General features: G+C 72.7%; 23 protein-coding genes and 1 tRNA gene. 11 read left to right on the top strand and 13 right to left on the bottom strand.

The genetic code is table 11. The annotated features are described in order from the left end of the window. Positions 1 to 7: 7 nt before the first annotated feature. Positions 8 to 80 (top strand) — tRNA-Ala (locus ACZ55A_RS13030). 175 nt (positions 81 to 255) lie between these two features. Here the strand turns inward: ACZ55A_RS13030 and ACZ55A_RS13025 are convergent. The 9 genes from ACZ55A_RS13025 to ACZ55A_RS12985 all read right to left on the bottom strand — a co-directional run bounded on the left by ACZ55A_RS13025 (position 256) and on the right by ACZ55A_RS12985 (position 7,642). Further along, on the bottom strand, positions 256 to 1,098 hold the full coding sequence (locus ACZ55A_RS13025; protein WP_468838423.1) for an alpha/beta fold hydrolase: 843 nt from the start codon (positions 1,096 to 1,098) through the stop codon (positions 256 to 258). After that, positions 1,095 to 1,529 carry a helix-turn-helix domain-containing protein gene (locus ACZ55A_RS13020; RefSeq protein ID WP_468838419.1) on the bottom strand — a complete coding sequence of 145 codons (435 nt, stop codon included), beginning with the start codon at positions 1,527 to 1,529 and terminating at the stop codon, positions 1,095 to 1,097. The genes ACZ55A_RS13025 and ACZ55A_RS13020 overlap by 4 nt, the downstream gene beginning before the upstream one ends. Before the next feature lie 88 nt (positions 1,530 to 1,617). Further along, positions 1,618 to 2,166: a M23 family metallopeptidase gene (locus tag ACZ55A_RS13015; protein ID WP_468838417.1), complete on the bottom strand. Its 549-nt coding sequence runs from the start codon at positions 2,164 to 2,166 to the stop codon at positions 1,618 to 1,620. A gap of 102 nt (positions 2,167 to 2,268) precedes the next feature. Then, positions 2,269 to 3,537 carry a glycosyltransferase gene (locus ACZ55A_RS13010; protein WP_468838414.1) on the bottom strand — a complete coding sequence of 423 codons (1,269 nt, stop codon included), beginning with the start codon at positions 3,535 to 3,537 and terminating at the stop codon, positions 2,269 to 2,271. 61 nt (positions 3,538 to 3,598) lie between these two features. Continuing rightward, a complete protein-coding gene (locus ACZ55A_RS13005) occupies positions 3,599 to 4,426 on the bottom strand; it encodes a MerR family transcriptional regulator (protein WP_468838411.1) in 828 nt (275 codons plus the stop codon). 125 nt (positions 4,427 to 4,551) lie between these two features. After that, the gene (locus ACZ55A_RS13000; protein WP_468838408.1) at positions 4,552 to 4,947 is read right to left on the bottom strand and encodes a GntR family transcriptional regulator; all 396 of its coding nucleotides are present in this window, start codon (positions 4,945 to 4,947) and stop codon (positions 4,552 to 4,554) included. A 103-nt stretch (positions 4,948 to 5,050) separates the two neighbouring features. Beyond that, complete coding sequence (locus ACZ55A_RS12995) at positions 5,051 to 6,103, bottom strand: ABC-2 transporter permease (RefSeq protein ID WP_468838405.1); 1,053 nt, start codon at positions 6,101 to 6,103, stop codon at positions 5,051 to 5,053. Beyond that, positions 6,100 to 7,047, bottom strand: coding sequence for an ABC transporter ATP-binding protein (locus tag ACZ55A_RS12990; protein ID WP_468838399.1), 948 nt, complete (start codon positions 7,045 to 7,047; stop codon positions 6,100 to 6,102). The genes ACZ55A_RS12995 and ACZ55A_RS12990 overlap by 4 nt, the downstream gene beginning before the upstream one ends. 94 nt (positions 7,048 to 7,141) lie before the next feature. Then, a complete protein-coding gene (locus tag ACZ55A_RS12985) occupies positions 7,142 to 7,642 on the bottom strand; it encodes a GNAT family N-acetyltransferase (protein ID WP_468838396.1) in 501 nt (166 codons plus the stop codon). Between the two features lie 81 nt (positions 7,643 to 7,723). Here ACZ55A_RS12985 and ACZ55A_RS12980 point away from each other — a divergent pair, with 81 nt between their 5' ends. Then, positions 7,724 to 8,527, top strand: coding sequence for an exodeoxyribonuclease III (locus ACZ55A_RS12980; RefSeq protein WP_468838393.1), 804 nt, complete (start codon positions 7,724 to 7,726; stop codon positions 8,525 to 8,527). A 200-nt stretch (positions 8,528 to 8,727) separates the two neighbouring features. Here the strand turns inward: ACZ55A_RS12980 and ACZ55A_RS12975 are convergent, their stop codons facing one another. Then, a complete protein-coding gene (locus ACZ55A_RS12975) occupies positions 8,728 to 9,237 on the bottom strand; it encodes a stress protein (RefSeq protein ID WP_468838390.1) in 510 nt (169 codons plus the stop codon). A gap of 388 nt (positions 9,238 to 9,625) precedes the next feature. On the opposite strand from ACZ55A_RS12975, the gene ACZ55A_RS12970 reads away from it, so the two are divergent. Next, positions 9,626 to 11,608, top strand: coding sequence for an AfsR/SARP family transcriptional regulator (locus tag ACZ55A_RS12970; protein WP_468838387.1), 1,983 nt, complete (start codon positions 9,626 to 9,628; stop codon positions 11,606 to 11,608). A 21-nt stretch (positions 11,609 to 11,629) separates the two neighbouring features. Here the strand turns inward: ACZ55A_RS12970 and ACZ55A_RS12965 are convergent, their stop codons facing one another. Beyond that, positions 11,630 to 12,478 (bottom strand): MerR family transcriptional regulator, encoded by an 849-nt coding sequence (locus ACZ55A_RS12965; protein WP_468838382.1) that lies wholly within the window; start codon positions 12,476 to 12,478, stop codon positions 11,630 to 11,632. A gap of 207 nt (positions 12,479 to 12,685) precedes the next feature. On the opposite strand from ACZ55A_RS12965, the gene ACZ55A_RS12960 reads away from it, so the two are divergent. The 4 genes from ACZ55A_RS12960 to ACZ55A_RS12945 all read left to right on the top strand — a co-directional run bounded on the left by ACZ55A_RS12960 (position 12,686) and on the right by ACZ55A_RS12945 (position 16,443). Next, positions 12,686 to 14,203 (top strand): flavin-containing monooxygenase, encoded by a 1,518-nt coding sequence (locus tag ACZ55A_RS12960; protein WP_468838371.1) that lies wholly within the window; start codon positions 12,686 to 12,688, stop codon positions 14,201 to 14,203. After that, on the top strand, positions 14,200 to 15,210 hold the full coding sequence (locus ACZ55A_RS12955; RefSeq protein ID WP_468838368.1) for an alpha/beta fold hydrolase: 1,011 nt from the start codon (positions 14,200 to 14,202) through the stop codon (positions 15,208 to 15,210). The genes ACZ55A_RS12960 and ACZ55A_RS12955 overlap by 4 nt, the downstream gene beginning before the upstream one ends. Further along, positions 15,207 to 16,088, top strand: a complete 882-nt coding sequence (locus ACZ55A_RS12950; RefSeq protein ID WP_468838365.1) for an SDR family oxidoreductase — start codon at positions 15,207 to 15,209, stop codon at positions 16,086 to 16,088. Before ACZ55A_RS12955 ends, ACZ55A_RS12950 begins: the two co-directional genes overlap by 4 nt. Positions 16,089 to 16,203: 115 nt before the next feature. Beyond that, positions 16,204 to 16,443: a hypothetical protein gene (locus ACZ55A_RS12945; protein ID WP_468838362.1), complete on the top strand. Its 240-nt coding sequence runs from the start codon at positions 16,204 to 16,206 to the stop codon at positions 16,441 to 16,443. Between the two features lie 84 nt (positions 16,444 to 16,527). On the opposite strand, the gene ACZ55A_RS12940 is transcribed toward ACZ55A_RS12945, so the two are convergent. Further along, on the bottom strand, positions 16,528 to 17,157 hold the full coding sequence (locus ACZ55A_RS12940; RefSeq protein WP_468838359.1) for a hypothetical protein: 630 nt from the start codon (positions 17,155 to 17,157) through the stop codon (positions 16,528 to 16,530). Between the two features lie 316 nt (positions 17,158 to 17,473). Between ACZ55A_RS12940 and ACZ55A_RS12935 the strand changes: the two genes are divergently transcribed. Continuing rightward, complete coding sequence (locus tag ACZ55A_RS12935) at positions 17,474 to 18,322, top strand: hypothetical protein (RefSeq protein ID WP_468838356.1); 849 nt, start codon at positions 17,474 to 17,476, stop codon at positions 18,320 to 18,322. Positions 18,323 to 18,367: 45 nt separating this feature from the next. Here the strand turns inward: ACZ55A_RS12935 and ACZ55A_RS12930 are convergent, their stop codons facing one another. Continuing rightward, a complete protein-coding gene (locus tag ACZ55A_RS12930; protein WP_468839131.1) occupies positions 18,368 to 21,739 on the bottom strand; it encodes a S41 family peptidase in 3,372 nt (1,123 codons plus the stop codon). Between the two features lie 316 nt (positions 21,740 to 22,055). Here ACZ55A_RS12930 and ACZ55A_RS12925 point away from each other — a divergent pair, with 316 nt between their 5' ends. Genes ACZ55A_RS12925 through ACZ55A_RS12915 form a run of 3 tightly spaced genes read left to right on the top strand, consistent with a single transcriptional unit; the run spans position 22,056 to position 24,710 of the window. Continuing rightward, the gene (locus ACZ55A_RS12925; protein ID WP_468838353.1) at positions 22,056 to 23,186 is read left to right on the top strand and encodes an energy-coupling factor ABC transporter permease; all 1,131 of its coding nucleotides are present in this window, start codon (positions 22,056 to 22,058) and stop codon (positions 23,184 to 23,186) included. A gap of 1 nt (position 23,187) precedes the next feature. After that, a complete protein-coding gene (cbiQ, locus tag ACZ55A_RS12920; protein WP_468838350.1) occupies positions 23,188 to 23,949 on the top strand; it encodes a cobalt ECF transporter T component CbiQ in 762 nt (253 codons plus the stop codon). Next, complete coding sequence (locus tag ACZ55A_RS12915) at positions 23,937 to 24,710, top strand: energy-coupling factor ABC transporter ATP-binding protein (protein WP_468838347.1); 774 nt, start codon at positions 23,937 to 23,939, stop codon at positions 24,708 to 24,710. Before cbiQ ends, ACZ55A_RS12915 begins: the two co-directional genes overlap by 13 nt. The last annotated feature ends 36 nt before the right edge of the window (positions 24,711 to 24,746 follow it).

The raw sequence follows: 24,746 nt of genomic DNA, 5'->3' as shown, positions 1-24,746 counted from the left end.
GTCGCAAGGGCCTGTGGCGCAGCTGGTAGCGCACCTCGTTCGCAACGAGGGGGTCAGGGGTTCGAATCCCCTCAGGTCCACCGCACGACTGTTCTTGAGTCGCATCAGGAAGAGTTGATGAGATCCCGCCCGGTCTGGTTGACCGGGCGGGATTTCTTCGTTTTGTGGGGTCGTTGTCGAGGGCGGGGGCGTCCTTGCGTGAGGCCGGATTTGCCGGGCTGCCCCGACGGGGGGTCAAGTTGCTGCCCTGACCTGTTAATTGGGGCGGAGGAACCTCAGGATCGTGTCGGTCTGGCCGAAGATGGCGTGGCCGGTGTCGGGCAGGAGGGTCATGGTCGCGTGGGGGACGCATTGGTGAATGCGGCGGGCGGTGGCCTCGGAGTCGAACATGGCGTCGCGGGCGCCGGCTATCACCAGTACGGGCATGGTCAGGCGGCGCAGTCTGTCGTCGGGGAAGACGGGGAGTCGTTCCGTGCGCGGCTTGAAGTGGGTGAAGGTCAGGACCAGGTTGTCGAGGAGGGGGCGGGTCTGTGGTGTGTCCAGGCCGGCGACCTTGGCTGTGGAACGGTGCCGACCCCGGCGTCCGAAGGGGCGTAGGAGGAGGGCGTTGAGCAGCCAGCCCACCTTCTGGCGGCCCAGGCCGCCGGGGCACAGCAGGGCCAGCCGGGTCACCCGCTCCGGCCGGCGGGTGGCGTAGTCCAGGGCCAGCCAGCCGCCGAGGGAGGTCGCGACGACCGCGGTGCTTGTGAGGCCCAGGCCGTGCAGTACGTCGTCCAGCCACCGTGCGCAGGCGTCGGAGGTCAACGGCGGGCGGGAGGGGGCGCTCAGGCCCGGTTCGCCGATGAGGTCGAGTGCGTAGGTGCGGAAGTGCGCTGACCAGGAGGTGATGTCGTCGCGCCACATCGTGGTGTTCGCGCCGGAGCCGTGCAGCAGCAGGAGGGGTGGGGCGTCCTCGGGGCCGGAGACGACGACGAAGGTTTCGCCCTCGCGGGTCGGCACCCGTAGGTGCTCGGCGGGGACCGGCCAGGTGCTCAGCGCCTCCTGGTAGCGCCGCTGGATCTCGCGCGCGCCGGCCGCGGACTTGTAGATCGTGCTCATGAGGAGAGCACCCCCTCGATGTAGTCGAAGAGCCGGGCGGTGTCGCCCAGGCCGCCCAGGACGATGATCTTCATCCGGGCCCGTTCCTCGTCGTAAACGGTCTCGATCCGCAGCAGTCCGTCGTCCGGGCGGTGGTGGGCGGCCGAGGCCGTCAGGAGGGTGGTCAGGCGGTGGGCCGTTTCGGCGCTGACCGCGTCGATCTCCACGATGCTCGACACCTCGGTGTGCCGCTGCCGGCCGGCCGTCTCGCTGGGGGGCGCCGGCACCGGGCGGCCGGTGAAGGCTTCCAGGTCGGAGTGTGCGATCCGGTACTGCTTGCCGATGCGGACCGCGGGCAGTCGTCCGTCCCGCACGTAATTGCGGATGGTGCGGACGTGCAGTCCCAGGCGTTCGGCTACTTGGTCCACGGAGTAGAGGTGGCGGTCGTCCATGTGCGGCAACTTACCGCATTTTCCCCTGTGGGGATGGAATTTAGGGGAGGATGGGGGATGTTAGGGGAAGTTGCGGTGGTGGGCGGGCTCAGTGGGGGAGAGCGCGGGCGGGGAGGCGGACGCCGTGTTTGGCCAGGTAGCGGAGGGGGTTGATGTCCGAGCCGTAGTGGCGGGAGGTGCGGACCTCGAAGTGGAGGTGGGGGCCGGTGGCGCGGCCGGTGGCGCCGGAGTAGCCGAGGGGGGTGTGGGCGCGGACCTTCTGGCCGGGGCGGACGGTGATGCGGGAGAGGTGGCCGAAGAGGGTGTAGTGGCCGTCCTTCATGCGGATCGTGACGGCCTTGCCGTAGGCGCCGGACCGCTTGGCGAGGACGACGGTGCCCGCGCCCACGGACCGGACCCGGGTCCCGGCGCGGACCGCGAAGTCGATGCCGGTGTGGTGGCCGGCCTGCCAGGTGCCGCGTACGCCGTAGGGCGAGCTGATGCGGTGGTGGGCCCAGGCCTTCACCGGGCGGGTCCAGGAGTCGGCGGGGGCGGCGTGGGCCGCCTGGGGCGCCGTCAGGGTGATGACCGCGCCCAGGGCCGCCGGGGTTATGGCATGCAGCAGCATGCGGTGAAGCGGGGTGCTCTTGCGGAACATGGTCATAGTTGTGAGCCCACGCCTTGTGGCGGGTGGCCGCATCCCGGGGTGGGGCGGGGCGCGGCCGATCGGGTGGGAAGCGGGGTGTGCGGCCCGCTCGGGTCAGGTCGTCAGCCGGTCGACCGCCTCGGCCACCGCGCCGGCGCCGTCCTCGACGGCCAGCCGGCGGGCGGCCTCGGTGGCACGGGCGCGCAGGGCGGGGTCGGTGGTGGCCCGGGTGAGGGCGTCGGCCAGACGTGTGACGGCGTGCTCGGTGGCCAGGTCCTTGAAGGGGAGCGGGGCGGTGGCGGCGCCCATCGAGGCCAGGCGGGCGGCCCAGAAGGGCTGGTCGGCGGTGACCGGGACGGGCACGGTGGGGAGTTCGGCGCGCAGCGCGGCGGCGGTGGTGCCGGCGCCGCAGTGGTGCACCACGGCGGCCAGGTGCGGGAAGAGCAGGGCGTGCGGGACCGTGTCGATGGTGAGGATGTCGTCCGTCGGGCTCGCCGTGAGGCCGGCCCAGCCGGACTGGAGGATGCCGCGGACCTTGGCCCGGCGCAGGGCGCGTACCGCCAGGGCGCTCAGCCGCTCGCCCTCGCCGCCCGCCATGCTGCCGAAGCCGAGGAGTACGGGGGGCGGGCCCGCGGCGAGGAAGTCCCGTACAACGGGCGGGAGTTGGGCGTCGGGGGCGTGCCAGGGCCACCAGTTGCCGACGATGGCCAGGCGGCTCGGCCAGTCCCCGGGGCGGGGCACCAGGACCTCGCTGAAGCCGTGCAGTACCGGCTCGCCGGACGCCTCGGCGCGGCGGCGGACCGTACGGGGCGTGGCGGGCGGCAGCCCGAGGCGGGCGCGCAGCGCGCGGGCCGCGTCCGCATAGAGGCGGTCGACGATACGGAGGGAGAGGCGGCCGGCGGCGCGGTTTCCCCAGCGGCCGAGGGAGCGGCCGCCGCTGACGACGGGGGCGAAGTCGCCGGTGGGGGCGCCGGGTACGAGGGGCAGCTCCAGGGCCGGGATGCCCCTCGCCTCGGCGAGGTGCCGGCCGAGGGGTGCGGTGGTGGTGGAGAGCAGCAGCAGATCGGGCCCGGGGCCCGCTTCGGCGGCGTCGGCGAGTCCGCCGCCCAGCTCCTCGATGAACGCGGCGGCCCTGCGCATCAGATCGCGTCGGTTGCCGGGGGTGCCGTGCGGTGCCGGCTCGGCGGCGGTGCCGGGCCGCCGGGTGCGCGGGTCGGCCGGCAGTGGGCGGAACTCCAGGCCGGCGGCGCGTACGAGCGGGGCGTAGCTGTCGTGGGTGGCGAGGGCGACCTCATGGCCGGCCTCGCGGAGGCGGGCGCCGACGCCGGTGTACGGGGCGATGTCGCCGTAGGAGCCGGCGGCGGTGAGCAGGATTCTGGGCATGGGTGGGGCAGCCCTTCGGGTCAGGAAGTGGTGAGGTGGGGTGGGCGGTTGGCCGTGTGGGTCAGGCCTCGTGGGGCGGGGTGGGCGCGGCGGTGGCGGCCGTTTCGCCCGTACGGTCCGTCGACTGCCGTACGGCGTTGGCGTGTACGGCCGTGCGCAGATACCCGGCGAGGCCGGGGCGCTGTTCGCCGGGCGGGACGATCAGGGCGAAGGCACGCGGGTCGGCGGCGAAGTCGTCGGCGATCCGGCCGTGCATATCGGTGGGGCACGGGGTGAACCAGCGGCTGATGTGCTGCCGGTGCTCCTCCGCGAGGTCCATCGTCCGTTCGCCGTCCGCCGGTTCCCCGGCGTCGAAGGCGGCGGTCAGCCGCAGGCGCCAGTCGGCGGCCTCGGCCATCAGCTTCGCCCAGTCCTCCTTGGAGTGTGCGGCGGCCCGGGCCATCGCCCGCTGATGGCCCTCGCGGTGCTGCCACTTCAGCTGGGCCTCGGTGGCGTAGGTGAGGTCGAAGGTCACCTCGCCGAAGACCTCGAACCGCTCCTCGGGCGTCAGCCGCACCCCGGTCTGCTGTACCTCCATGGCCTGCTCGGCGACCTCGACCAGCCGTTGCAGCTTGCTGATCTGGTCGTTGAGCAGCCGGTGCCGGGCGCGGAGGTGGTCGAGGGCGTTGGCCTGCGGGTCCTCGAGGATGGTGGCGATCTCGTCGAGGGGGAAGCCGAGCTCCCGGTAGAAGAGGATCTGCTGGAGCCGGGCGAGGTCGGCGTCGCTGTAGAGGCGGTAGCCGGCGGGGCTGCGGTCGCTGGGGCAGAGCAGACCGGCCTTGTCGTAGTGGTGCAGGGTGCGCACCGTGATCCCCGCGAAGCCGGAGACCTGCCCCACCGAGTAGCCCATCGCAGCGCCTTTCGTTCCCCGTCGTCGTACGGCGATCAGGGTGCGGCCTGACGTGGGGTGAGGGTCAAGCGGGGGGAGCGGGGGAGGGCACTCGCCAGCCTTCCGCGTACTGCGGGGCAGCCCGCTCACCCCTCCGCGTACCGCTCCTCCAGCACCGAGTTCACCAGCGCCTGGACGTCCTGACGGTCCAGCCCCTCCGCCTGGGCGCGCGCCATCCAGGAGCGCAGCTCCTCGCGGAGCAGGGCGTCCGCGGCGGACTCGGGGCGGGCGAGCGTACGGCTGACGAACGTGCCGAGGCCGGGGCGTGGTTCGACCAGGCCCTCGCGTTCCAGTTCGCGGTAGGCCTTGAGGGTCGTATTGGGGTTGACCTTGGTCGTGGCGGCGACCTGCGCGGCGGTCGGCAGCCGGTCGCCCTCCACGAGGATGCCCAACCGCAGCGCCTGCTGGACCTGTTGGACGATCTGGAGGTAGGTGGCGACGCCGCTGCGACGGTCGATACGGAACTCGACGACCCTCACCACCTCTCTTCTGCTCTCGCCGGTGCCGCGCTGCCCGACCGCTTGATGATCGGCCCGGCCGTGCCGGGTGTCAAAGCGCTGCCCGGGGGGTGTCGCAGCCGGGCGTTCAGAGCGGCCGCCGGTGGGCTCGCCAGACGACGAAGGCCAGCACCAGGGCGGTCAGCGCCAGCAGGATGCCCGCGCCCAGCCACTGCATTGCGGGCATCTGTCCGTAGTCGATGTACTGGGTCACCCGGTTGACGATGCCGAGCTTGGCCCGGCAGGCCTCGATGTCGCCGTTGACGCAGGTGCCGAAGCCGTAGAGCTTGCCGTCGGCGGTGGACACCCACTCGTCGATCCGTACGGAGCTGAGCGGCAGGTCGGGGCCGTGGCCGTTGTACGGATAGCTGATGCTGCGCACGGTACCGAGCTGGTTGCGGACCCTTTCGTCCCACATCACGGTGAAGATCCCGGCGAGGACGGCGGTGGCCGCCATCGCCGCCACCACCCGCTTGATCAGCATGCCAAGGGCGATACCGCAGGACGTCAGGAAGAGGGTGGTGGCGACCGGGATGGGGCCGGTGCTCTCGAAGGCGCCGCCCTCCAGCCAGTTGCCGTCCATGGCCAGGTTGTGGGCCGGTGTCCACAGCCAGGTGAAGGCGGCCGACAGCAGGGTGGCGCACATGGCGGCGACGGCCAGCGGCAGGCCGAGCGTGGCGGCGAGCCAGCGGCTGCGGCTCACCGACTGGGTGGTGACCAGCCTGACCGTGCCGTGCTCCTGCTCGCCCGCGATCAGGGGTGCGCCCAGGAAGATGCCGGCCACGATGGGCAGAAGGTGCAGGAAACCGGCGCTGTCGTTGAACAGCTTGCCGAAGTGGCCCTGGAACTCGGTGTGCAGCCGCTCGTCGGCCGGGGACCAGCCGGCCTGGGTGCCGGCCGAGGCGCCCTTGGCGTGCAGGAAGTCCATCAGGCCGATCCGCTCGTACAGGAAGAGCGCGCAGCCGGCGGCGGTGACCAGCAGGGCGAGCCGCAGCGCGGAGCGGTGCCGCCGCCAGACCAGCCAGGGCAGGCCGCGCAGCGGCGTACGGGGCGGCGCGGGCGTGGCCGCAGGGGTGGTCTTCTCGCCGGTGGTCATGTCGCTCGTCGTCCTGCCGCTGGTGGTCGTGCCGGAGGTGGTCATGCCGCCACCTCCCCTGAGGTGTCGGGGCCTGCCGCGTCCGGGACCCGGGCCTCGTCCGCGATCAGGTGGGGCGCCCCGGGCGAGCGCAGATAGGCCAGCAGGACCTCCTCCATGCTCGGCACCAGGGCCTCCCAGCTGTCGGAGAGCGCGCCGCCGGGCCGCACCATGGCGCTGAACTGCCGTCCGCTGACCCGGGTTTCGACCACGGTGTGCTGCCGCCGCAGCTCCTCGGGCACCCCGTCGTCACCGTCGGCGACACCGGTCACCAGCATGTGCGCCGGCACCAGCTCCTCGGTCCGGCCCGCCATCCGCAGCCGTCCCTCGGCGAGCACGAGGAGGTAGTCACACATCTCCTCCATCTCGGAGAGCATGTGGGACGACATCACCACCGTCGTGCCGTGTTCGGCGGCCTCGGACATCAGCAGTCCGGACAGCTCGTGCCGGGCGAGCGGGTCGAGGTCGGACATCGGCTCGTCGAGCAGCAGCAGCTCGGGACGCTTGCCGAAGGCGAGGGCGAAGGCGATACGGGTGCGCTGGCCGCCCGAGAGGGTGCCGATCCGGGCGGTGAGCGGCACGTCCCCGGACCGTACGATCCGCTCGGCCAGCGCCTGGTCCCAGCGCGGGTTCAGCTCGCGGCCCAGCCGCAGGGTCTCGGCGACCGTGAAGCGCGGGTAGAGCGGCTTGTCCTGCGCGAGGAACGCGACCCGCTCCAGGACGGCCGGGTCGGTGACCGGGACGCCGAAGAGCTTCAGGGTCCCGGTGGTGGGCTGCACCAGCCGGGTGGCGGCGCCCAGGAACGTGCTCTTGCCCGCCCCGTTGGGGCCGACGAGCGCGCAGATGTGGCCGGTGGGGAGCCGGAAGGAGCAGTCCCGCAGCGCCCAGCCGCGGCGGTACTTCTTCCCCAGTCCTACGGCCTCGACGGCCCATGGGCTCGGGTCGCTCACCCGGATCCCCCCTTTAGCTAGTTGATTAGTGGAATGAGTATGGAAGCGTCCCGGAACCCCTGTCAACACAATCGGCGGGCGGCCGCCCCGCTCCTCAGCCCGCCGGGTCCACCAGCGGCTTCGCCATGCACCGACTGTCCTCGTACGTCCGGTACAGCCCGAACTTCGTCACCGGGACATAGCCGCTGGACGCATACAGCTCCAGCGCCTCGGGCTGCTTGATACCGGTCTCCAGCACCATCCGGGAGCGCCCGGCCGCCCGGGCATCGGCCTCCAGCGCGGCCAGGATCCGCCGCGCCAGCCCCCGGCCGCGGGCCTCCGGCACCACGAACATCCGCTTGATCTCGGCATCCCCGGCCGCATACCCCTCGGCCGCGTCCTCCTGCACCCGCCACCCGCCGGTGGCCAGCGCCCGGCCGCCCTCGTAAGCGATCAGATAGACCCCGTTGGGCGGGGTGAACATCGCCGGATCCAGTGGCGTCATATCGCCGTCGCCGTAGCGCCGCACATACTCCTGCTGCACCAGACCGTCGAGCGCGACCGCGTCGGGGTGGTCATAGCGGACGGGGCGTATCCGGGCGTGGCGCATCTCCATTCCATGAAGCGTACGGGGTGCGGCACCGGTCCCGGCGGGACGGGAAAGCGATCACGGGGCGGGGCTGGGTATCGTGCCCGGATGCTCACCGTGACCTCTGTGAATGTGAACGGGCTGCGCGCCGCGGCCAAGAAGGGCTTCGTCCCGTGGCTGGCGGAGACCGCGGCCGAGGTGCTGTGCCTTCAGGAGGTACGGGCCGAGACCGCCCAGCTCCCGGACGAGGTGCGCGAGCCGGCCGGCTGGTACACGGTGCACGCCCCTGCGGCGGCCAAGGGCCGGGCCGGGGTCTCCCTCTACACCCGCCGCGAGCCGGACCGCGTCCAGGTGGGCTTCGGCTCGTCGGAGTTCGACGGCAGCGGCCGCTACGTCGAGGCCGACCTGCCGGGCGTGACCGTCGCCAGCCTCTATCTGCCCTCCGGAGAGGTCGGCACCGAGCGCCAGGACGAGAAGGAACGCTTCATGGCGGAGTTCCTGCCGTACCTCGTGGAGCTGCGCAAGCGCGCGGCGGCGGACGGCCGCGAGGTCGTGGTCTGCGGCGACTGGAACATCGCCCACCAGGAGGCCGACCTCAAGAACTGGAAGGCCAACCAGAAGAAGTCCGGCTTCCTGCCGGAGGAGCGCGCCTGGCTCACCGATGTCCTCGACGAGGACCGCGGCGGCTATGTGGACGTCGTCCGCGCCCTGCACCCGGACACCGAGGGCCCGTACTCCTGGTGGTCGTACCGGGGCCGCGCCTTCGACAACGACGCCGGCTGGCGCATCGACTACCACCTCTCGACCCCGGGGCTGGCCCGGCGTGCGGTGAAGGCCTATGTCGAGCGGGCGGCGGCCTACGACCAGCGCTGGAGCGATCATGCGCCGGTGACGGTGGTGTACGAGCGGTAAGGGGAGACGCGTCAGGGCGTGCCCGCACGGTTCCGTCGTCCGACGGAAGGCCGGGCGGGCCGGTGTGGGGCCCGCCCGGCCGGGGTGGGGCGCCCTCCCGGGGGAGTGAACGAGGGCGCCCCGGTTCGGGGACGGCCCGCCAGGAGTGGTGGCGGGCCGTCAGGGACCGTGGGTGGACGGCCGGTTGAGCCCGGGAGGGCTCAGGGGCGGTAGAACTTCACATAGCCGCCGTTGTCCGGGCGGTCGAACCAGCCCCGGAAGGCCCAGTTGATGTAGCCGCCGTCGCCCTGGTTCGTGAACTCGCCGTCCTCGAACACCCAGATGCCGTAGACGACGCCGTCGTAGGTGGCCGAACCGTAGGCCTTCACGCCGTTGAGGTGGTCGTCGTAGCCCTGGCTGAGGTTGTGCACCATGACGTTGTACTGGCCGCCGGCGGCGTAGAACGCCGACTCCCGCAGGTTCTTGACGAAGCCCTCGCGGTTCTGGGCCGTCTTGATCGACGACTCGATCTTGTTGGCGATGCCGAGCACATCGACGTTGAAGTTCAGGTTGGCGCCGACGCTGACCGGCGAGCCCTCGCCGGCGGCGGCCGCGGCGGCGGTCGGAGCGGCCACGGCGGTGGCCGGGAAAGCGGCGGCGCCCGCCGCGGTGAGCGCGGCGCACAGGGCCATTGCCGCCACGCTCTTCTTCAGGATGCCCGAAGTGGACATGGATCTCCTCGATGAATGGGGGGTTCGTCTCCGAAGGCACGGAGAACGGGCCGGGGCAGCGGGAAGAACCGCGGCTCCGGCAGGGACACCAGGCTCCGAGGTGGCGCTCATGATCGGCTCATATTCCGCTCATGCGGCCCGTTTCCGTCATCGGACCGCATCGACGGCATGGGACGGCATGGGACGGCATCGGACCGCATCGGACTGCATCGGTCCGGTTCCGGCCGCACCCGGATGCACCGGACATGTCCACATAGTGAGAGGGGGGTGGGGCTCCCGCCCGGTCCGGTTTTCCATGGTCTTTACTTGGGCAAGGGCGTTCAGGGCGCGCCCCGTTCGGCGGTACGCACCAGAGGGCACGATGGTTCAGTTGCGGCTCCTAGGGCCGGTGGAGATCGAGACCGAGCAGGGCCTGCTGGCTCTGGGGTCGGGCCGGATCCGCACCGTTGCCGCTGTGCTGATCAGTGAGGTCAACCAGGCGGTCCCGGTGAACCGGCTGATCGACCTGGCATGGGACGGGGATCCGCCGGCCCGGGCACGGGGCGTGGTCCACAACCATGTGCACCGGCTGCGGCGGCTGCTGGCGGGCCACGCCGAACTCGCCACCCGGGGACAGGGTTACGTACTGCTCGCCGATCCCGGGGCGGTGGACGTCCACCGGTTCCGGAGCCTGGTCGCCGGCGCCCGGAACGCCGAGCCATGGGTGGCGGTCGCGATGCTGCGGCAGGCCCTCGGGCTGTGGCGGGGCGAGGCGCTGGCGGATCTGCCCGGCGAGCGGGTGCGCAGGACGCTGGGCGTCGGTCTGTCCCAGGCGCGGCTGGCCGCGATACAGGAGCTCGGTGCGCAGCTGCTGCTGCTCGGCCGGTACGGGGAACTGGTCACGGAGTTGACCGGGTGGATCGCCGAGCACCCGCTGCACGAGGAGCTGACCGCGCTGCTGATGCGGGCCCTTCAGGCCAGTGGCCGGCAGGCGGAGGCCCTCGACCACTACCACCGGGCCCGCCGGCGCCTGAAGGACCAGCTGGGCATCGACCCCGGCCCGGCGCTCAGCGAGGCGTACCTGGCGGTCCTCGGCGGAAGCCGCGCCGCCGCGCCGCCCGCCGCTGCCCGCCCGAAGGCCACCGCGCTGCACACCGCACCGGCCGGGACGGCCTACGCCGCGCAGGACGCACCGGCGTACGGGGGGCCGCCGGCTCCTGCGCCGTACGGTCCGCCGCCCGGGTCTCCCTCCGCGGGCCCGGCGGCCACGCCGTACGTCGCCCCGTACGTCTGCGACCACCGGCCGGGGCCCCCGCCTCGGATTGCCCAACTGCCGCCCCTCATCGCGGACTTCTGCGGCCGTGAGGGGGAACTCGCGGTACTGGACCAGCATCTGGAGCGGGTGCCGCGGCCGGCCTGTGTGGTGCTCGCCGGGGGAGGCGGTACCGGCAAGACCACCCTCGCGGTGCAGTGGGCGCACCGCCACAGGTCCGCCTTCCCCGACGGCCAGCTCTTCGCCGACCTTCGGGGATTCGAGCGTCCCCCGATGCGGCCCGGCACCGTACTGGCGGCGTTCCTGCGGACCCTGGGGGTCCCGGAAGCGGAGATCCCCGAATCCGTGACGGAGGGGGCGGCGCTCTACCGGTCGCTGCTCGCCGGCCGGCGGATGCTCGTCCTGCTGGACAACGTCGGTACCGCCGAGCAGGCGCGTCCGCTGCTGCCCGCCACGCCGGGCTGTCTGGCGGTGGTGACCAGCCGGCGGCGGCTGAGCGGACTGGTGGTCAGGGACGGTGCCGCGCTGGTCAGAGTGGGGCCGCTCACCTCGGAGGATGCGCGGCAACTGCTGGAGCACGCGCTGGGGCGGCAGCGCGTCGGGGCGGACGAGGAGGCGGCCGCCGCGCTGGTCGAGCGGTGCGACCGGCTTCCGCTGGCGCTGCGGATCGCCGCGGCACGGCTGATGGCCCACCCCGAATGGTCACTGAAGGGCTGGACGAAGACGCTGGCCGACGAGCGCCGCCGGCTGCGGGAGCTGTCCGCACACGACGCGGATCTGGCCGTGGAAGCCTGCCTCTACCTCAGCTACCGCGCACTGTCGAGCGGCGCCGCCCGGCTCTTCCGCGTCCTCGGCCTGCACCCCGGCCCCTGTGTGGAGGTCCAGGACGCCGCCGCGCTGGCCGGCCGGGACGTCGAGCGCACCCGCCGTCACCTCGCCGAGCTGTGCGACGCCCACCTCCTCGAAGAGCAGGCACAGGGGCACTTCGTGCGGTCGGAGCTGGTGCGTATCTACGCCGCGCAGCTGGTCGTGGCGGAGGAGCCGCGGTCCGCTCAGGACCTGGCCGTACGGCGGCTGCTCGATCACTTCGCCCGGCGCCGGCCGTCGTCCGTCGGCTGAGCCGCCGCCTGTCCGGCCGTCCTACTCGACCCGCCCCTCCTCCTGCTCGTCCGCCCGCCCGTCCTGCTCCCGCAGCCATGCGTCCAGCTCCGCCCGCACCCGGCGGTCCATGGCCATGGAGAGTTCGGCCTCCACCACCCCCTTGGTCAGGGGGCGCAGCTTCTCGACCGTCCCCGCCAGGCGGTCGACGTCGCCCGGGGAGGGGCAGGCGCCCGCGCCGGTGCTCTCCAGGAGGCCGGCGAGGAGGTGGGTGCGGACGAGGGTGGTGAAGATGTCGGCGAGCGCGTCGGCGTGGGCGCGGACCTTGCGGCCGGCTTCCAGGACGGCGGCCAACGGGACGCCGTGGTTGACGAGTTCGGTGGAGGCGTCCAGGAGGCGGCGGCTGATGTGGACGAACTCGTCGCCGTCGACGGCGAGGTAGCCGAGGTCGAGGGAGGTGGTGAGGTTTTCGGCGGTGACGTCCTGGCTGAAGTGGTCGGCGAGCTGTTCCGGGGTGAGGCGTACCGGGGTCTCCTCCGACCAGGGAGGCAGCAGGGGGGATTGCAGGCCGAGGAGTTCGCCCACGTCGCGGCCGGCTTCGAAGGCGGAGAGGAGTTCGGCGATGCCGCCGAGGGTGTGGCCGCGCTCCAGGAGGGCGCCGATGGTGCGCAGCCGGGCGAGGTGGTGTTCGTTGTACCAGGCGATCCGGCCCTCGCGGCGCGGTGCCGGGAGGAGCTTGCGCTCGCGGTAGAAGCGCAGCGTACGGACCGTGATGCCGGCCTCCTTGGCCAGGTCGGCCATGCGGAATTCGCGCGCGGTGTGCCCGCTTTGCGGTGGTTTCGCGCGCTTGTCCTCGGGGTTCCCGCCCTTGGGGTTCTCGTTCGCTGCCACGGGGTCAGGGTATGCCGCGGGCGGGACGGCCGGCCGGGGTGCGACCGGCGGTAACTTCCTGCCGTCCGACCCCTACCGCTCGGTACGTGGCTGCCCTACTCTCCCAGTGAGCCCGATCGTGCCAGTGATTGCTGGCGTGATCGGGTGGGCCTATGGCTGTCGGCGTCGTAGGTTGCGGTGGACAGCGTCGGACTCGGGAGGCGGCGGATGGCTGAGCGCGAGCGTCAGCATGTGCGGGTCGCGGTGATCGGATCGGGGTTCGGTGGTCTGGGGGCGGCCGTACGACTGCGCCGCCAGGGGATCACCGACTTCGTGGTCCTGGAGCGGGCCGACGCGGTCGGCGGCACCTGGCGGGACAACAGCTACCCGGGGTGCGCATGCGATGTGCCCTCGCACCTGTACTCCTTCTCGTTCGCGCCCAATCCGGAGTGGCCGCGCAACTTCTCCGGACAGCCGCACATCCGCGCGTACCTGGAGCGGGTCACGGACACCTTCGGACTGCGTCCGCACATCCGGTTCAACGCGGAGGTGCACAGCCTGCGGTGGAACACCGCGGAACTGCACTGGGAGATCGAGACCGCGAGCGGGGCGCTGACCGCGGATGTGGTGGTGTCGGCCACCGGCCCGTTGTCGGACCCCAAGGTGCCGGACGTGCCCGGGCTCGACACCTTTCCGGGGAAGGTCTTCCACTCGGCGCGGTGGGACCACGACGTCGAGCTGCGCGGCAAGCGGGTTGCCGTGGTCGGCACCGGGGCCTCGGCGATCCAGATCGTGCCCGCCATCCAGCCGGAGGTGGACCGGCTCACCGTGTTCCAGCGCACCCCGCCCTGGGTGCTGCCGCGCGCCGACCGCAGGATCACCGCGGTCGAGAAGTGGCTGCACACCAAGGTGCCGGCGACCCGGGCCGCGCGCCGCGGACTGCTGTGGGGCATCAGGGAGTTGCAGGTCAGCGCCTTCACCAAGCGGCCCGACGAGCTGGGGCTGATCGAGTTCCTGGCGAAGCACCATCTGCGGAAGGCGGTCAAGGATCCCGGGCTGCGGGCCGCGCTGACGCCGGACTACCGCATCGGCTGCAAACGGATCCTGCTCTCCAACACCTACTATCCGGCGCTGGTCCGGCCGAATGTGGGGGTGGTGACGGCCGGGCTGAAGGAGGTGCGCGGCAGCACGCTCGTGGGGGCCGACGGGAGCGAGGTGGAGGCCGATGCGATCGTCTTCGGTACCGGATTCCATGTGACGGACATGCCGATCGCACAGCGGGTCACGGGCGCCAGGGGGACGACGCTGGCCGAGGAGTGGAAGGACGGAATGGCGGCGCTGCGCGGTACCAGCGCGGCCGGTTTCCCGAATTTCCTCACCCTCATCGGGCCGAACACCGGGCTGGGAAACAGCTCGATGATCCTGATGATCGAGTCCCAGCTGAATTACCTGGTCGATTTCGTACGGCAGTTGGACATTCTCGGAGAGAAGATCGCGTTGGACGCCCGGCAGTCCGCCGTGGACGCATGGACGCGAAAGATTCAGCGGCGGATGGAGCGAACGGTGTGGAACACCGGTGGATGCGACAGCTGGTATCTGGATGCGAACGGGCGGAACACCACCGCCTGGCCGGGGACCACCGCGGAGTTCAGGAAAGTGACGCGGCAGGTCGATCTGGCCGAGTACGAGGTGCTGCGGCCGGCGGCCGTGCGGCCGGCCGGCGCACGCGCGGAGGTGGCCGCATGAGCCGCCGCCCCGGCCACGTCACGAGTGGTCCGTACGCGCCGCCGGTCCCGCGCGAGACGGTGACCCTCACCTCGGCCGACGGGGCCCGGATCCACGCCGAGCTCCACGGCCCCGAGCACGCCCCGGCCGTCGTGCTGGCGCACGGCTGGACCTGCTCCACCGCCTTCTGGGCCCCGGTCGTCCGCGCGCTGGCCGCCGACCACAAGGTCGTCCTCTACGACCAGCGGGGGCACGGCCGCAGCCCGGCGCCCTCAGGGCCGGCCGGTCACAGCACCGAGGCGCTCGCCGACGACCTGGTCGCCGTACTGGAGGGGACCCTGGCGGACGGCGAACGCGCCGTGGTGGGCGGCCACTCCATGGGCGGTATGACGATCATGGCCGCCGCCGAGCGGCCGCAGCTGCGCACCCGGGCCGCCGCCGCGCTGCTGTGCAGTACCGGCAGCGCCGAACTCGCCGCCGAATCACGGGTGTTCCCGCTGCGCAGCCCGGCCGGCCGGCGCCGTGCGCACCGGCTGATGCTGCTCTCCCGCGCCCCGCTCGGCCCCGTCTCGCCGCTCACCAGGCGCGCGCTGAAGTACGCCACGATGGGCGCCGGCTCCACCCCCGAGCAGGTCGAGGCCTGTGCGCGGATCGTGCACGCCTGCCCGGCGGTCGTACGGGCCCGCTGGGGCAAGGTGCTGGCCGGCATCGAACTGACCGGGGGCGTCAGCAGGCTGACCGTGCCGACCGCGGTCATCGCGGGCACCGCCGACCGGCTGACCCCGCTGGTGCACGCCCGCCGGATGGCCTCCGTCCTCCCCGACCTCCGAGGGCTGACCGAACTGCCGGGGCGGGGCCATATGACACCGGTCGAGGACCCGGACGCGGTCGCCGGCCTGCTGCGTGCGCTCGTACGCGACCATCTGCCCGGCGGCACCGATACCGGGGCGGCTGGAGCCACCGCCGGCGTACCCGCCCAGGCCCCCGGCCGCGAGCGGCAGAAGAAGGAAGAGGAGAAGACCGCATGAGCGGGAGCAGGAGCCTGGACGGCCAGGTCGTCGTCGTCACCGGGGCGGCGCGCGGGGTCGGTGCGCTGCTGGCCCGCAAGCTGTCGGCGCGCGGTGCCACGCTCGCTCTCGTCGGCCTGGAGCCGGACGAGATGGAGAAGGTGGCCGCCTCGCTGCACGGCCCGGCGCACCACTGGCACGCCGATGTCACCGACCACGAGGCGATGGCCCGGGTCGCGGACGAGGTCAAGGACCGCTTCGGGAAGGTCGATGTGGTCGTCGCCAACGCCGGGGTGGCGACCGGCGGCCCGTTCGTCGACTCCGACCCGGCCGCCTGGAAGCGGGTCATAGAGGTGAACCTGATAGGCGGCGCGGTCACCGGCCGGGCCTTCCTGCCCGTACTGATGGAATCCCGCGGCTACTTCCTGCAGATCGCCTCGCTCGCCGCGATCACCCCGGCACCGATGATGACCGCGTACTGCGCCTCCAAGTCGGGGGTCGAGGCGTTCGCCCACAGTCTGCGCGCCGAGGTCGGTCACCGGGGCGTACGGGTCGGCGTCGGCTATCTGAGCTGGACCGACACCGACATGGTGCGCGGCGCCGACCAGGACGACATCATGCGGGAGCTGCGCTCCCGGCTGCCCTGGCCGGCGAACAAGACCTATCCGCTGGGCCCCGCCGTCGACCGGATCGTCGCGGGCATCGAGCGACGCTCCGCCCATGTCTACGGGCAGTGGTGGCTGCGCGGGATGCAGTCGCTGCGCGGGTATCTGCCGGCGGTCATCGGAACGGTGGGCCAGCGCGAGATGCGGCGCTTCGGGGCACGGCTGGACGGCATGCGGGTGGGGCTGGTCGGCGCGGGCGGGGAGGCGGACGAGAAGGCACGGGCGGGCCGGTAGCGCCACCCCGACCCTCACGGAAAGTAGCCATCCGTGATCGAAATGCGAGCAATGTCCGGGCGTGTCACGCTGTTTCGGGGCCCAACCCCCCTACGCCCCACTAGGAGTGAACAGCATGGGCATCAAGGACCAGTTCCAGGACAAGGCCAACGAGCTCAAGGACCAGGCGAACAAGGCCATGGGCAGCGGCCGCGACGACGCTCACGAGCGCAGCCGGCGCGAGGAGCAGGAGCGCAGCCGCCGCCAGGGTGGCCAGGAGCGCAACCCGCAGCGTGACCGCGGCCAGCAGGGCCAGCAGGGCCGCCGGACCGCGCAGGACGTGCTGGACGACGCCGAGGGCCGCTTCCAGAGCTGACGTGGCAAGTCCTGAACACGCGCGGCGGCGTACGCGCCATGCGTGAGGGGCGCACCCGGTCGACCGGGTGCGCCCCACCGCGTGTCAGCTCACGACCTTGAGCTTCTTCGGCCAGCCGTAGTGCGCGGCCTTGGTGAAGAGGTTCTGGATGTGGGCCGGGGTCAGCTTGATGCAGCCCAGCGAGTAGTAGTCGTTGGGGCCGTCCCAGCGGTAGGGGTTGTCCCTGCCCGGCTGACGCGGGCCCTGGGTGCCGTCGGGCCGCATCTCACTGTGCACGAACAGCTCGGTGCGCTTGGTCCGGCCGTTCTTGCACACCTTGTCCTGGACGTGGATCGCATAGCCGTTGATGCCCCGGGCACCGCCGTTGTGGCGCTTGGTGTGCTCCAGCACCCGGTAGGTGCCGTTGGGCAGCCAGCCCTGCATGCTGGCGCACTCGTTCTTGCCGTTGCGGCCACCGTTGCCGGAGCCCGCACGGTACTTGGCGAGGACCTTGTCCCGGGCGTTCGGCACGCTCTTCATCAGGTAGAGCGCCGACTTGCTCGGGTTGCTCTGGTTCTTGTTGAAGTAGAGGTACGTACCGCCGGCCGCGGCCGCGTGGGCGGTCTGCCCGGATGCCGGGTGGGCGGCCAGCGCGGGGGCGGCCTCGGTGGCGGCGAGGCCGCCGGTGAGCGCCAGCGCGGCGGCGAGCGGAACGGTACGTCGACGGATTCCCATCGTGCATCTCCCGTTGTGATGTGGATCGTTGGTGGCTTGTGCGGTGGCCCCGGCCGGGCAGAACACGACCTTGCTGGGGCGGCCGTCGTCCGGCAAGGGGATCCGCCGTCCCGGACAGGCAGCCCGCTGTCCGGGCAGGTCGGACGGGGGGTACCCGGTCGTGTCCGGACGGGTGGGCGGCGCTGTCCGGGGGCGCGGGGCGGGGGTGTTGTGGCCGCGGCCGGGCGGCGGTTCAATGGCCCGCATGACACGCACGGGGGGAACCGGCGGTTTATCTCCACGGTCGGCCGGTGACGCGGCCGCACTCGTCGACCTGATGCAACAGCTCAAGGACCGGACGGGACTGACCTACCGTCAGCTGGAACAGCGGGCCGCGGAGCACGGGGAGCTGCTCGCCCGCAGCACGCTCGCCGACGTACTGCGCCGCCGCACCCTGCCCAGGGCGGAACTGCTCGCCGCATTCCTGCGCGCGAACGGATGCTCCGAGGACGAGATCGGGGAGTGGCTGGCGGCCCGGCAGCGCATCGAGGAAGGGGCGACGGTGGCCCTGCCGCGTCCCCCGTACCGCAAGCGGGCGCTGCTGACCGGCGCCGCGGTGCTGGCCGCGGTACTGCTCGCGGTGGGCATACCGCTGCTGGCCGGGGACGACGGCAGCGCGCGGCCCGAACCGGCCGCCGCCGCGCCGCCGCCGAGTGGCGAGGTCCTGATCCGCCCGCTGCGCTCGCCTTCGCTGTGCCTGACCGACGGCAGGGTGCTGCGGGCGCACAAGTACCGCACGGTCGCCGTGCAGCGGCCCTGCGCCCAGGCGGTGCCGCCGCACACCCAGCTCACGCCGGCCGGGCAGGGCCGCCAACGCATCCAGTGGACCCACCCCGACCACGGCAAGGGCTGTCTGGTGCTGCTCCGCGAGGCGGGCGTGGCCGGGCTGCTGGAGCCGTGGGACGACTGCACCGCGGACGGCCCCCCGCAGCTCTTCCGCATCGAACCGGCCGGCGGCCCGGCGGGCGCAGGCCGGACGGCGTACCGGCTGCGACTGAGCGACGGTGACGCCGGCGGTGACGGCGACCGGTGCGTCACGCTCAGCGGCGACCGGCCCGGCGCGACGGCGCTGGCACGGCCCTGCACCGGGAGCGACGAGCAGAAGTTCCTGATCGGCCCGCCGTGACCCGCTCCGTGACCGGCCCTGTGACCGCCCCGGCCGGCGGCCGGTTCAGGCCCCGGCCGCCTCCGCCGCGCCCGCGCCGGCACCGCGGGGCGGCAGCGGGGGCCGCCGCCGGTCCGGCACGTCCGACAGGTCCGGAGGTGTCGCCGCCGGATGCCGCTCCAGCAACTCCAGCGCCGTCCGCACCGCCACACCCAGCGTCGGATGCCGGCCCTCCGCCCAGTGCAGCGGCGAGCGCAGCGCCTCGATGTCGACCTCGACGCCGTGGTTCTCCACGCCCCAGCCGTAGAGCCGGAACCAGGCGGCGTTCATCGGCACGGTGATGGTGGTGCCGTCGGCGAGCCGGTGCCGGCCGGTCATCCCGACCACCCCGCCCCAGGTGCGCATGCCGACCACCGGGCCGATGCCCTGGAGCTTGAAGGCCGCGGTGATCATGTCGCCGTCGGAGGAGGTCATCTCGTCGGCGACCGCGACGACCGGACCGCGCGGGGCGTTGCTGGTGTACGAGACCGGCTCGGCGTCGCGGGTCAGGTCCCAGCCCATGATGGTGCGGGTCAGCTTCTCGATCACCAGCTCCGAGATGTTGCCGCCGGCGTTGCCCCGTACGTCCACGATCAGCGCGGGCCGGGACATCTCCATCCGCACATCGCGGTTGAACTGCGCCCAGCCGGAGCCGCCCATGTCGGGGATGTGCAGATAGCCGCACTTCCCGCCGCTCAACTCCCGTACGACGGCGCGCCGTTTGGCGACCCAGTCCTGGTAGCGCAGCGGGCGCTCGTCGATCAGCGGGACCACCGCGACCCGGCGGGCATGGCCGTTGCCGTTGCCGTTGCCCTCGGCGGGGGAGAAGGTGAGCTCGACGGTGGTGCCGCCGGCCGCGGCCAGCAGCGGCGCCGGACCGGTGACCGGGTCCACCGGGCGGCCGTCGACATGGGTGAGCGCGGCGCCCTCGCGGATGCCGGTACCGGCCAGCGGGGAGCGCGCCTTGGAGTCCGAGGACTCGCCGGGCAGGATCCGCTGGACCACCCAATGACCGTCCCGGCAGACGAAGTTGGCGCCCAGCAGGCCCATTGCGCGCTGGTAGTGCGGCGGCCCCTCGTTGCGCCGGGCGCCCGTGACGTACGCATGCGAGGTGCCCAGTTCGCCCAGCACCTCGCGCAGCAGATCGGCGAACTCGTCGGGGGAGGCGACCCGTTCGACCAGCGGCCGGTACTGCGCGAGCACCGCGTCCCAGTCGATACCGCACATCTGCGGTTCCCAGAAGTACGCCCGGATGATCCGGCCCGCCTCGTCGAACGCCTGGCGCCACTCCGCCTCGGGGTCGACATCGTGCAGGATCCGCCGCAGATCCAGGTAGACCGTCGAATCGCTGTCCGACGGCTCGGTCGCCGGCACCGCCCGCAGCTCACCGTCGTCGTTGACGACCAGCCGGGAGCCGTCACCGCTGAGCGCGAACCCGTCCAGGAGACTGGTGAGTTCGGTGCGCCGCGCCTTGGTCAGGTCGAAGTGTTCCAGGGTGGGCTTGCCGGAGGTGTTGTCGGGGTTGGCGAAGGTCTCGCCCAGCGCGCCGGAGATCGGCCAGCGCAGCCAGACCAGCCCGCCGCCGGTGACCGGCTCCAGGGAGGAGTACTTGGACGCCGCGACCGGGAACGGGGTGACACGGTTCTCCAGCCCCTCCACCTCCACCAGTACCGGCCCTTCACCGCCCGCCGGCGGGATCTCGTCCGGGTCCAGACCGCCCGCCGCGGGCCGCCCCTCCGGCGACAGCGCGAACGGGGAGGGGGTCGCCGACGACAGCGGTACGAGGTAGGGACGGCAGCCCAGCGGGAAGGACAGATCGCCGGTGTGCACGTCGTAGACCGGGTCGAAGCCGCGCCAGGACAGGAACGCCAGATAGCGGCCGTCCCGGGTGAACACCGGCTGCTCGTCCTCGAAACGCCCGTTCGTCACGTCCACGATGTGCCGGTCGGACAGCCGGGCCATCTTGATCTGCCGCAGCGAACGGCCGATCCCGGGGTGCGACCAGGTCAGCCAGCGCGAGTCGGGCGAGAACGCCAGATCGCGCACCGGGCCGTTCGCGGACCGGATCAGCTCGGTGACCCCGCCGGGGCCGGCGGCCACCTCCTCCTCGGAGCGGTCCTCCTCGGTCGACCCCTCGCCCGGCCGGGTCACGTCCACCAGCAGCAGCCGGCCGTCGTGCGAGGCCACCGCGAGGCGTTCGCCGTCCGGCGAGGAGGTCATCTCATGGACCCGGCCCAGCTCCCCGGCCGCCAGCCGGCGCGGTTCGCCCGGCCCGCTGGCCCGCGGCAGATTGCTGATCTCTACGGCGTCCTCTCCCTCGGCGTCGGTGACGTACGCGATCCGGCCGCTGTCGCCCAGCATTTCGGGCAGCCGGACGCGGACGCCCGGGGTGTCGTGGATGGCGCGGGCCGGGCCGTCGCGGTGGGTGAGCCAGTACAGGCTGCCGCGGATGCCCACCGCGCTCGCCCGCCCGGTGGTGTCCACCGCGAGCGAGGTGACGTGGGCGGCGGCCGGGACCTGGTAGCTGCGGCGGCCGGTCCGCGGACCGCCCAGCCGCACCGCCAGCCTGCGCGGTACCGCGTCCTGGCCCAGATCGTCGATCAGCCAGAGGTCGCCGGCGCACTGGTAGACGATCCGCTCGCCGTCGGTCGAGGCGTGCCGGGCGTAGAAGTCGGCGTGGTCGGAGTGCCGGCGCAGTTCGGTCCCGTCCGGCAGACATGAGTACACATTGGCGACGCCCTCGTGATCGGACAGGAAGGCGATCCGGTCGCCCACGAACATCACCGAGTCGAGGTGCCCGTACAGATCGGGCAGCAGCCGGGTGCCGTGCAGCCACATCCTGCCCATCGCGCCGCCCCGGTAGCGCTTCCAGGACGCGGGCTCGTGCGGCGGGGTGCCGGTGAGCAGCAGCGTCTTGTGCTCCCCGTCGATGTCGGCGACCGCGATGTCGGAGACCGGCCCCCAGGGCAGCTTCCCGCCAGGACCGCCGTCGGTCGGCAGCTTGTAGGCCCACGAGTAGTACGAGAACGGCTGACCGTGCGAGGACACCGCCAGGATGTGCCCGTCCGGCATCCATCCGCACACCCGCGCATCCGTACTGCCCCAGTACGTCAGCCGGCGGGCCGGGCCGCCGGCGACCGGGGCGAGATACACCTCGGGGTCGAGGCTGCGCCAGGTGGTGAAGGCGATGTGCTGCCCGTCGGGTGAGAAGCGGGGGTGGCCGACCCGGGTGCGGTCGACGGTCAGCCGCCAGGCGCGCCCTGGCTCCTGACCTTCCGCGGCGATCGGCGCCACCCACAGATCGTCCTCGGCGGCGAAGCAGAGCAGATCGCCGTGCAGATGCGGAAAGCGCAGATACGAGCCGGGCGGTTCGGACGGACCGGGCGGTGTGGTCGGCATGCGGCGCAGCCGGCCCTGCGGTTCGGCGGCATTCGGCTCCGGGGGCGGCCCGGCGGCCTCGGGTGCATCGCTCACGCACCCATCGTTTCGGCAGGGGGAGGGGGTGGCAACTCGGCCGGGTGAATACGAGCCGGGCGCGCAAGGAGCGGCCAGGGGCCCGGCGGCCCCTCCGCCCGGGGCCACCGCCGGGCTTTGCGCCTGAGCGGACAACTGTGCGCGGGCGTACGCGCCGTTTCGCATCACAGGCGCTCTTGCAAACTCTTCGCAGGAGGCACCACCATGGGCGGGTTGCAGCGCCTGAAGCGGAGAACCCGAGATGCACGTACCCGATGGATTCCTCAATGCGCCGGTGTCGGTGGCGACCGGTGCGGTCGCCGCGGCCGCGGTGGCGGTCAGCCTGCGCGGTGCCCGGCGTGAGCTGGGGGGTGCCGGGCAGGGCGTCGGGGCGGGCGCGGAGCGTACGGCACCGCTGGCCGGGCTGGTGGCGGCGTTCATCTTCGCCGTGCAGATGCTGAACTTCCCGGTCGCGGCCGGCACCAGCGGCCATCTGCTGGGCGGGGCGCTCGCGGCGATCCTCGTCGGCCCCTACACGGGCGTGCTGTGCCTCTCGGTCGTCCTGCTCATGCAGGGCGTGCTCTTCGCCGACGGCGGGCTGACCGCGCTGGGCGTCAACATCACCGATATGGGGATCGTGACGACCGTGGTCGCCTACGCCCTGTTCCGGCTGCTGCTGAAGGTGCTGCCGCGGCGCCGCCGGTCGGTCACCGTCGCCTCGTTCGTCGCCGCGCTGGTCTCGGTACCGGCCGCCGCGGTCGCCTTCACGGGCCTCTACGCGCTGGGCGGCACCGCGGATGTGCCGATCGGCAAGGTCTTCACCGCCATGGTCGGGGTGCATGTGCTGATCGGGATCGGCGAGGCGACGATCACCGCGCTGACCGTGGGCGCCGTGATCGCGGTACGCCCCGACCTGGTGTACGGCGCGCGCGGCCTGACCAAGCCGCTGGAGCTGCGGACCTCGCCGCTGGCGGCCCCGGACACCGCCGCACCGGTGGCCGCGGCCACCGCCGCCACCGGTCCGGCGCCCACCGCCCCGCGCCGCTCCACCCGCCGCGTCTGGCTGGCCGGGACCGCCGCCGCCCTGCTCTGCGCGGGCGGCCTCAGCTACTACGCCTCCTCCAGCCCCGACGGCCTGGAGAAGGTCGCCCACGACCAGGGCATCGACGCCAAGACCAAGGACCACGCCACCAAGGACTCCCCCCTCGCCGACTACAGCGTCAAGGACATCGCCGACCCGCGGCTGGCGGGCGGCCTGGCCGGCGTCATCGGCGTCGGCGCCACGCTGGCGGCCGGCACCGGGGTCTTCGTCGTACTGCGCCGCCGCAGGAGCGCCGACACCGGCCCGGCCGCGCAGCCGGCCACCGACGCCCCGGCGACGGAGCGGGTCTGAGATGGGCGCAGGCCACGCACACAAGCTCTACCGGCACGGGCACTCGCCGGTGCACGCCCTGCCCGCGCACTGCAAGATCGCCGCGGTCTTCTGCTTCGTGCTCATCGTCGTCTCCACCCCGCGCGAGGCGCTCTGGGCGTTCGGGCTCTATGCGCTGCTGATCGCCGCCACTGCCGCGGCCGCCCGCGTCCCCGCCGGATTCCTGCTCAAACGGCTGCTGATCGAGGTGCCGTTCGTCGCCTTCGCCGTCCTGATGCCGTTCGTCGCCGAAGGGCCGCGCATCGACATCGGCCCGCTGAGCCTGAGCGCCTCCGGCCTCTGGGGCGCCTGGAACATCCTCGCCAAGGGGACGCTGGGCGTCGCCGCGTCCGTCCTCCTCGCCGCCACCACCGAACTGCGCGAACTCCTGCTGGGCCTCCAGCGCCTGCGGATGCCCCCGCTGCTCGTCCAGATCGCCTCCTTCATGATCCGCTACGGCGATGTGATCACCGACGAGATGCGGCGGATGCGGATCGCCCGGCTCTCCCGCGGCTTCGAGGCACGTGGCGTACGCCACTGGGGCGTGCTCGCCAAGTCCGCCGGCGCGCTGTTCATCCGCTCCTACGAGCGCGGTGAGCGCGTCCACCTCGCCATGGTCAGCCGCGGCTACACCGGCACCATGCCCGTCATCGACGCGACCACCGCCACCCGCACACAATGGCTCCACGCGGCCGCCGTCCCGCTCGCCGCGCTCGCCGTCTGCCTCCTGGGATGGACCCTTTGAGTACCACCACGCCCGCCCCCTCCCTCGCCGTCTCCGGCCTCGCCTACGCCTACCCCGACGGCCACCAGGCCCTGTTCGGCGTCGACCTGTCCGTCGCCCGCGGCGAACGCGTCGCCCTCCTCGGCCCCAACGGCGCCGGCAAGACCACCCTCGTCCTGCACCTCAACGGCATCCTCGAAGCGGGCGCCGGCAGCGTCGTGGTGGCCGGTCTCCCGGTTGCCAGGAAGAACCTCGCGGAGATCCGCCGCCGGGTCGGCATCGTCTTCCAGGACCCCGACGACCAGCTGTTCATGCCCACCGTCCGCGAGGACGTCGCGTTCGGCCCGGCCGCCGCGGGCCTGCGCGGCGCGGAACTCGACGCACGCGTCACCGAAGCCCTCACCCGGGTCGGCATGGCGGACTTCGCCGACCGACCCCCGCACCACCTCTCCTTCGGCCAGCGCCGCCGGGTCGCCGTCGCGACCGTCCTCGCGATGCGCCCCGAAATCCTCGTCCTCGACGAACCCTCCTCCAACCTCGACCCGGCCTCCCGCCGTGAACTCGCCGACATCCTCCGGTCGTTGGACGTCACCGTGCTGATGGTCACCCACGACCTCCCGTACGCACTGGAGCTGTGCCCGCGCTCCGTCGTGCTCTCCGGGGGCGTGCTGGTGGCCGACGGCGCCACCCAGGACCTGCTGTGCGACGAGGAACTGATGCGCAGCCACCGGCTGGAGCTGCCGTTCGGCTTCGACCCCCGGTCGGTCACCGTCCCCGGATAACGGGCCCGACGCGTCCGCATGTGACCCACGCCACGA

The organism is Streptomyces sp. NPDC034111, assembly GCF_055575375.1.
Note: the sequence above shows the minus strand (reverse complement) of the source record. Positions and strands in the feature narration are given on the sequence as shown.

Coding starts and splice junctions, on each gene's coding strand:
- ACZ55A_RS13025 (WP_468838423.1), bottom strand. CDS start 1,098: ATGAGCACGATCTACAAGTCCGCGGCCGGCGCGCGCGAGATCCAGCGG.
- ACZ55A_RS12940 (WP_468838359.1), bottom strand. CDS start 17,157: ATGGGAATCCGTCGACGTACCGTTCCGCTCGCCGCCGCGCTGGCGCTC.
- ACZ55A_RS12935 (WP_468838356.1), top strand. CDS start 17,474: ATGCAACAGCTCAAGGACCGGACGGGACTGACCTACCGTCAGCTGGAA.
- ACZ55A_RS12980 (WP_468838393.1), top strand. CDS start 7,724: ATGCTCACCGTGACCTCTGTGAATGTGAACGGGCTGCGCGCCGCGGCC.
- ACZ55A_RS12950 (WP_468838365.1), top strand. CDS start 15,207: ATGAGCGGGAGCAGGAGCCTGGACGGCCAGGTCGTCGTCGTCACCGGG.
- ACZ55A_RS12975 (WP_468838390.1), bottom strand. CDS start 9,237: ATGTCCACTTCGGGCATCCTGAAGAAGAGCGTGGCGGCAATGGCCCTG.
- ACZ55A_RS12955 (WP_468838368.1), top strand. CDS start 14,200: ATGAGCCGCCGCCCCGGCCACGTCACGAGTGGTCCGTACGCGCCGCCG.
- ACZ55A_RS12960 (WP_468838371.1), top strand. CDS start 12,686: ATGGCTGAGCGCGAGCGTCAGCATGTGCGGGTCGCGGTGATCGGATCG.
- ACZ55A_RS13015 (WP_468838417.1), bottom strand. CDS start 2,166: ATGTTCCGCAAGAGCACCCCGCTTCACCGCATGCTGCTGCATGCCATA.
- ACZ55A_RS13010 (WP_468838414.1), bottom strand. CDS start 3,537: ATGCCCAGAATCCTGCTCACCGCCGCCGGCTCCTACGGCGACATCGCC.
- cbiQ (WP_468838350.1), top strand. CDS start 23,188: ATGGGCGCAGGCCACGCACACAAGCTCTACCGGCACGGGCACTCGCCG.
- ACZ55A_RS12930 (WP_468839131.1), bottom strand. CDS start 21,739: ATGCCGACCACACCGCCCGGTCCGTCCGAACCGCCCGGCTCGTATCTG.
- ACZ55A_RS12915 (WP_468838347.1), top strand. CDS start 23,937: ATGGACCCTTTGAGTACCACCACGCCCGCCCCCTCCCTCGCCGTCTCC.
- ACZ55A_RS13020 (WP_468838419.1), bottom strand. CDS start 1,529: ATGGACGACCGCCACCTCTACTCCGTGGACCAAGTAGCCGAACGCCTG.
- ACZ55A_RS12945 (WP_468838362.1), top strand. CDS start 16,204: ATGGGCATCAAGGACCAGTTCCAGGACAAGGCCAACGAGCTCAAGGAC.
- ACZ55A_RS12925 (WP_468838353.1), top strand. CDS start 22,056: ATGCACGTACCCGATGGATTCCTCAATGCGCCGGTGTCGGTGGCGACC.
- ACZ55A_RS12985 (WP_468838396.1), bottom strand. CDS start 7,642: ATGGAGATGCGCCACGCCCGGATACGCCCCGTCCGCTATGACCACCCC.
- ACZ55A_RS13005 (WP_468838411.1), bottom strand. CDS start 4,426: ATGGGCTACTCGGTGGGGCAGGTCTCCGGCTTCGCGGGGATCACGGTG.
- ACZ55A_RS12995 (WP_468838405.1), bottom strand. CDS start 6,103: ATGACCACCTCCGGCACGACCACCAGCGGCAGGACGACGAGCGACATG.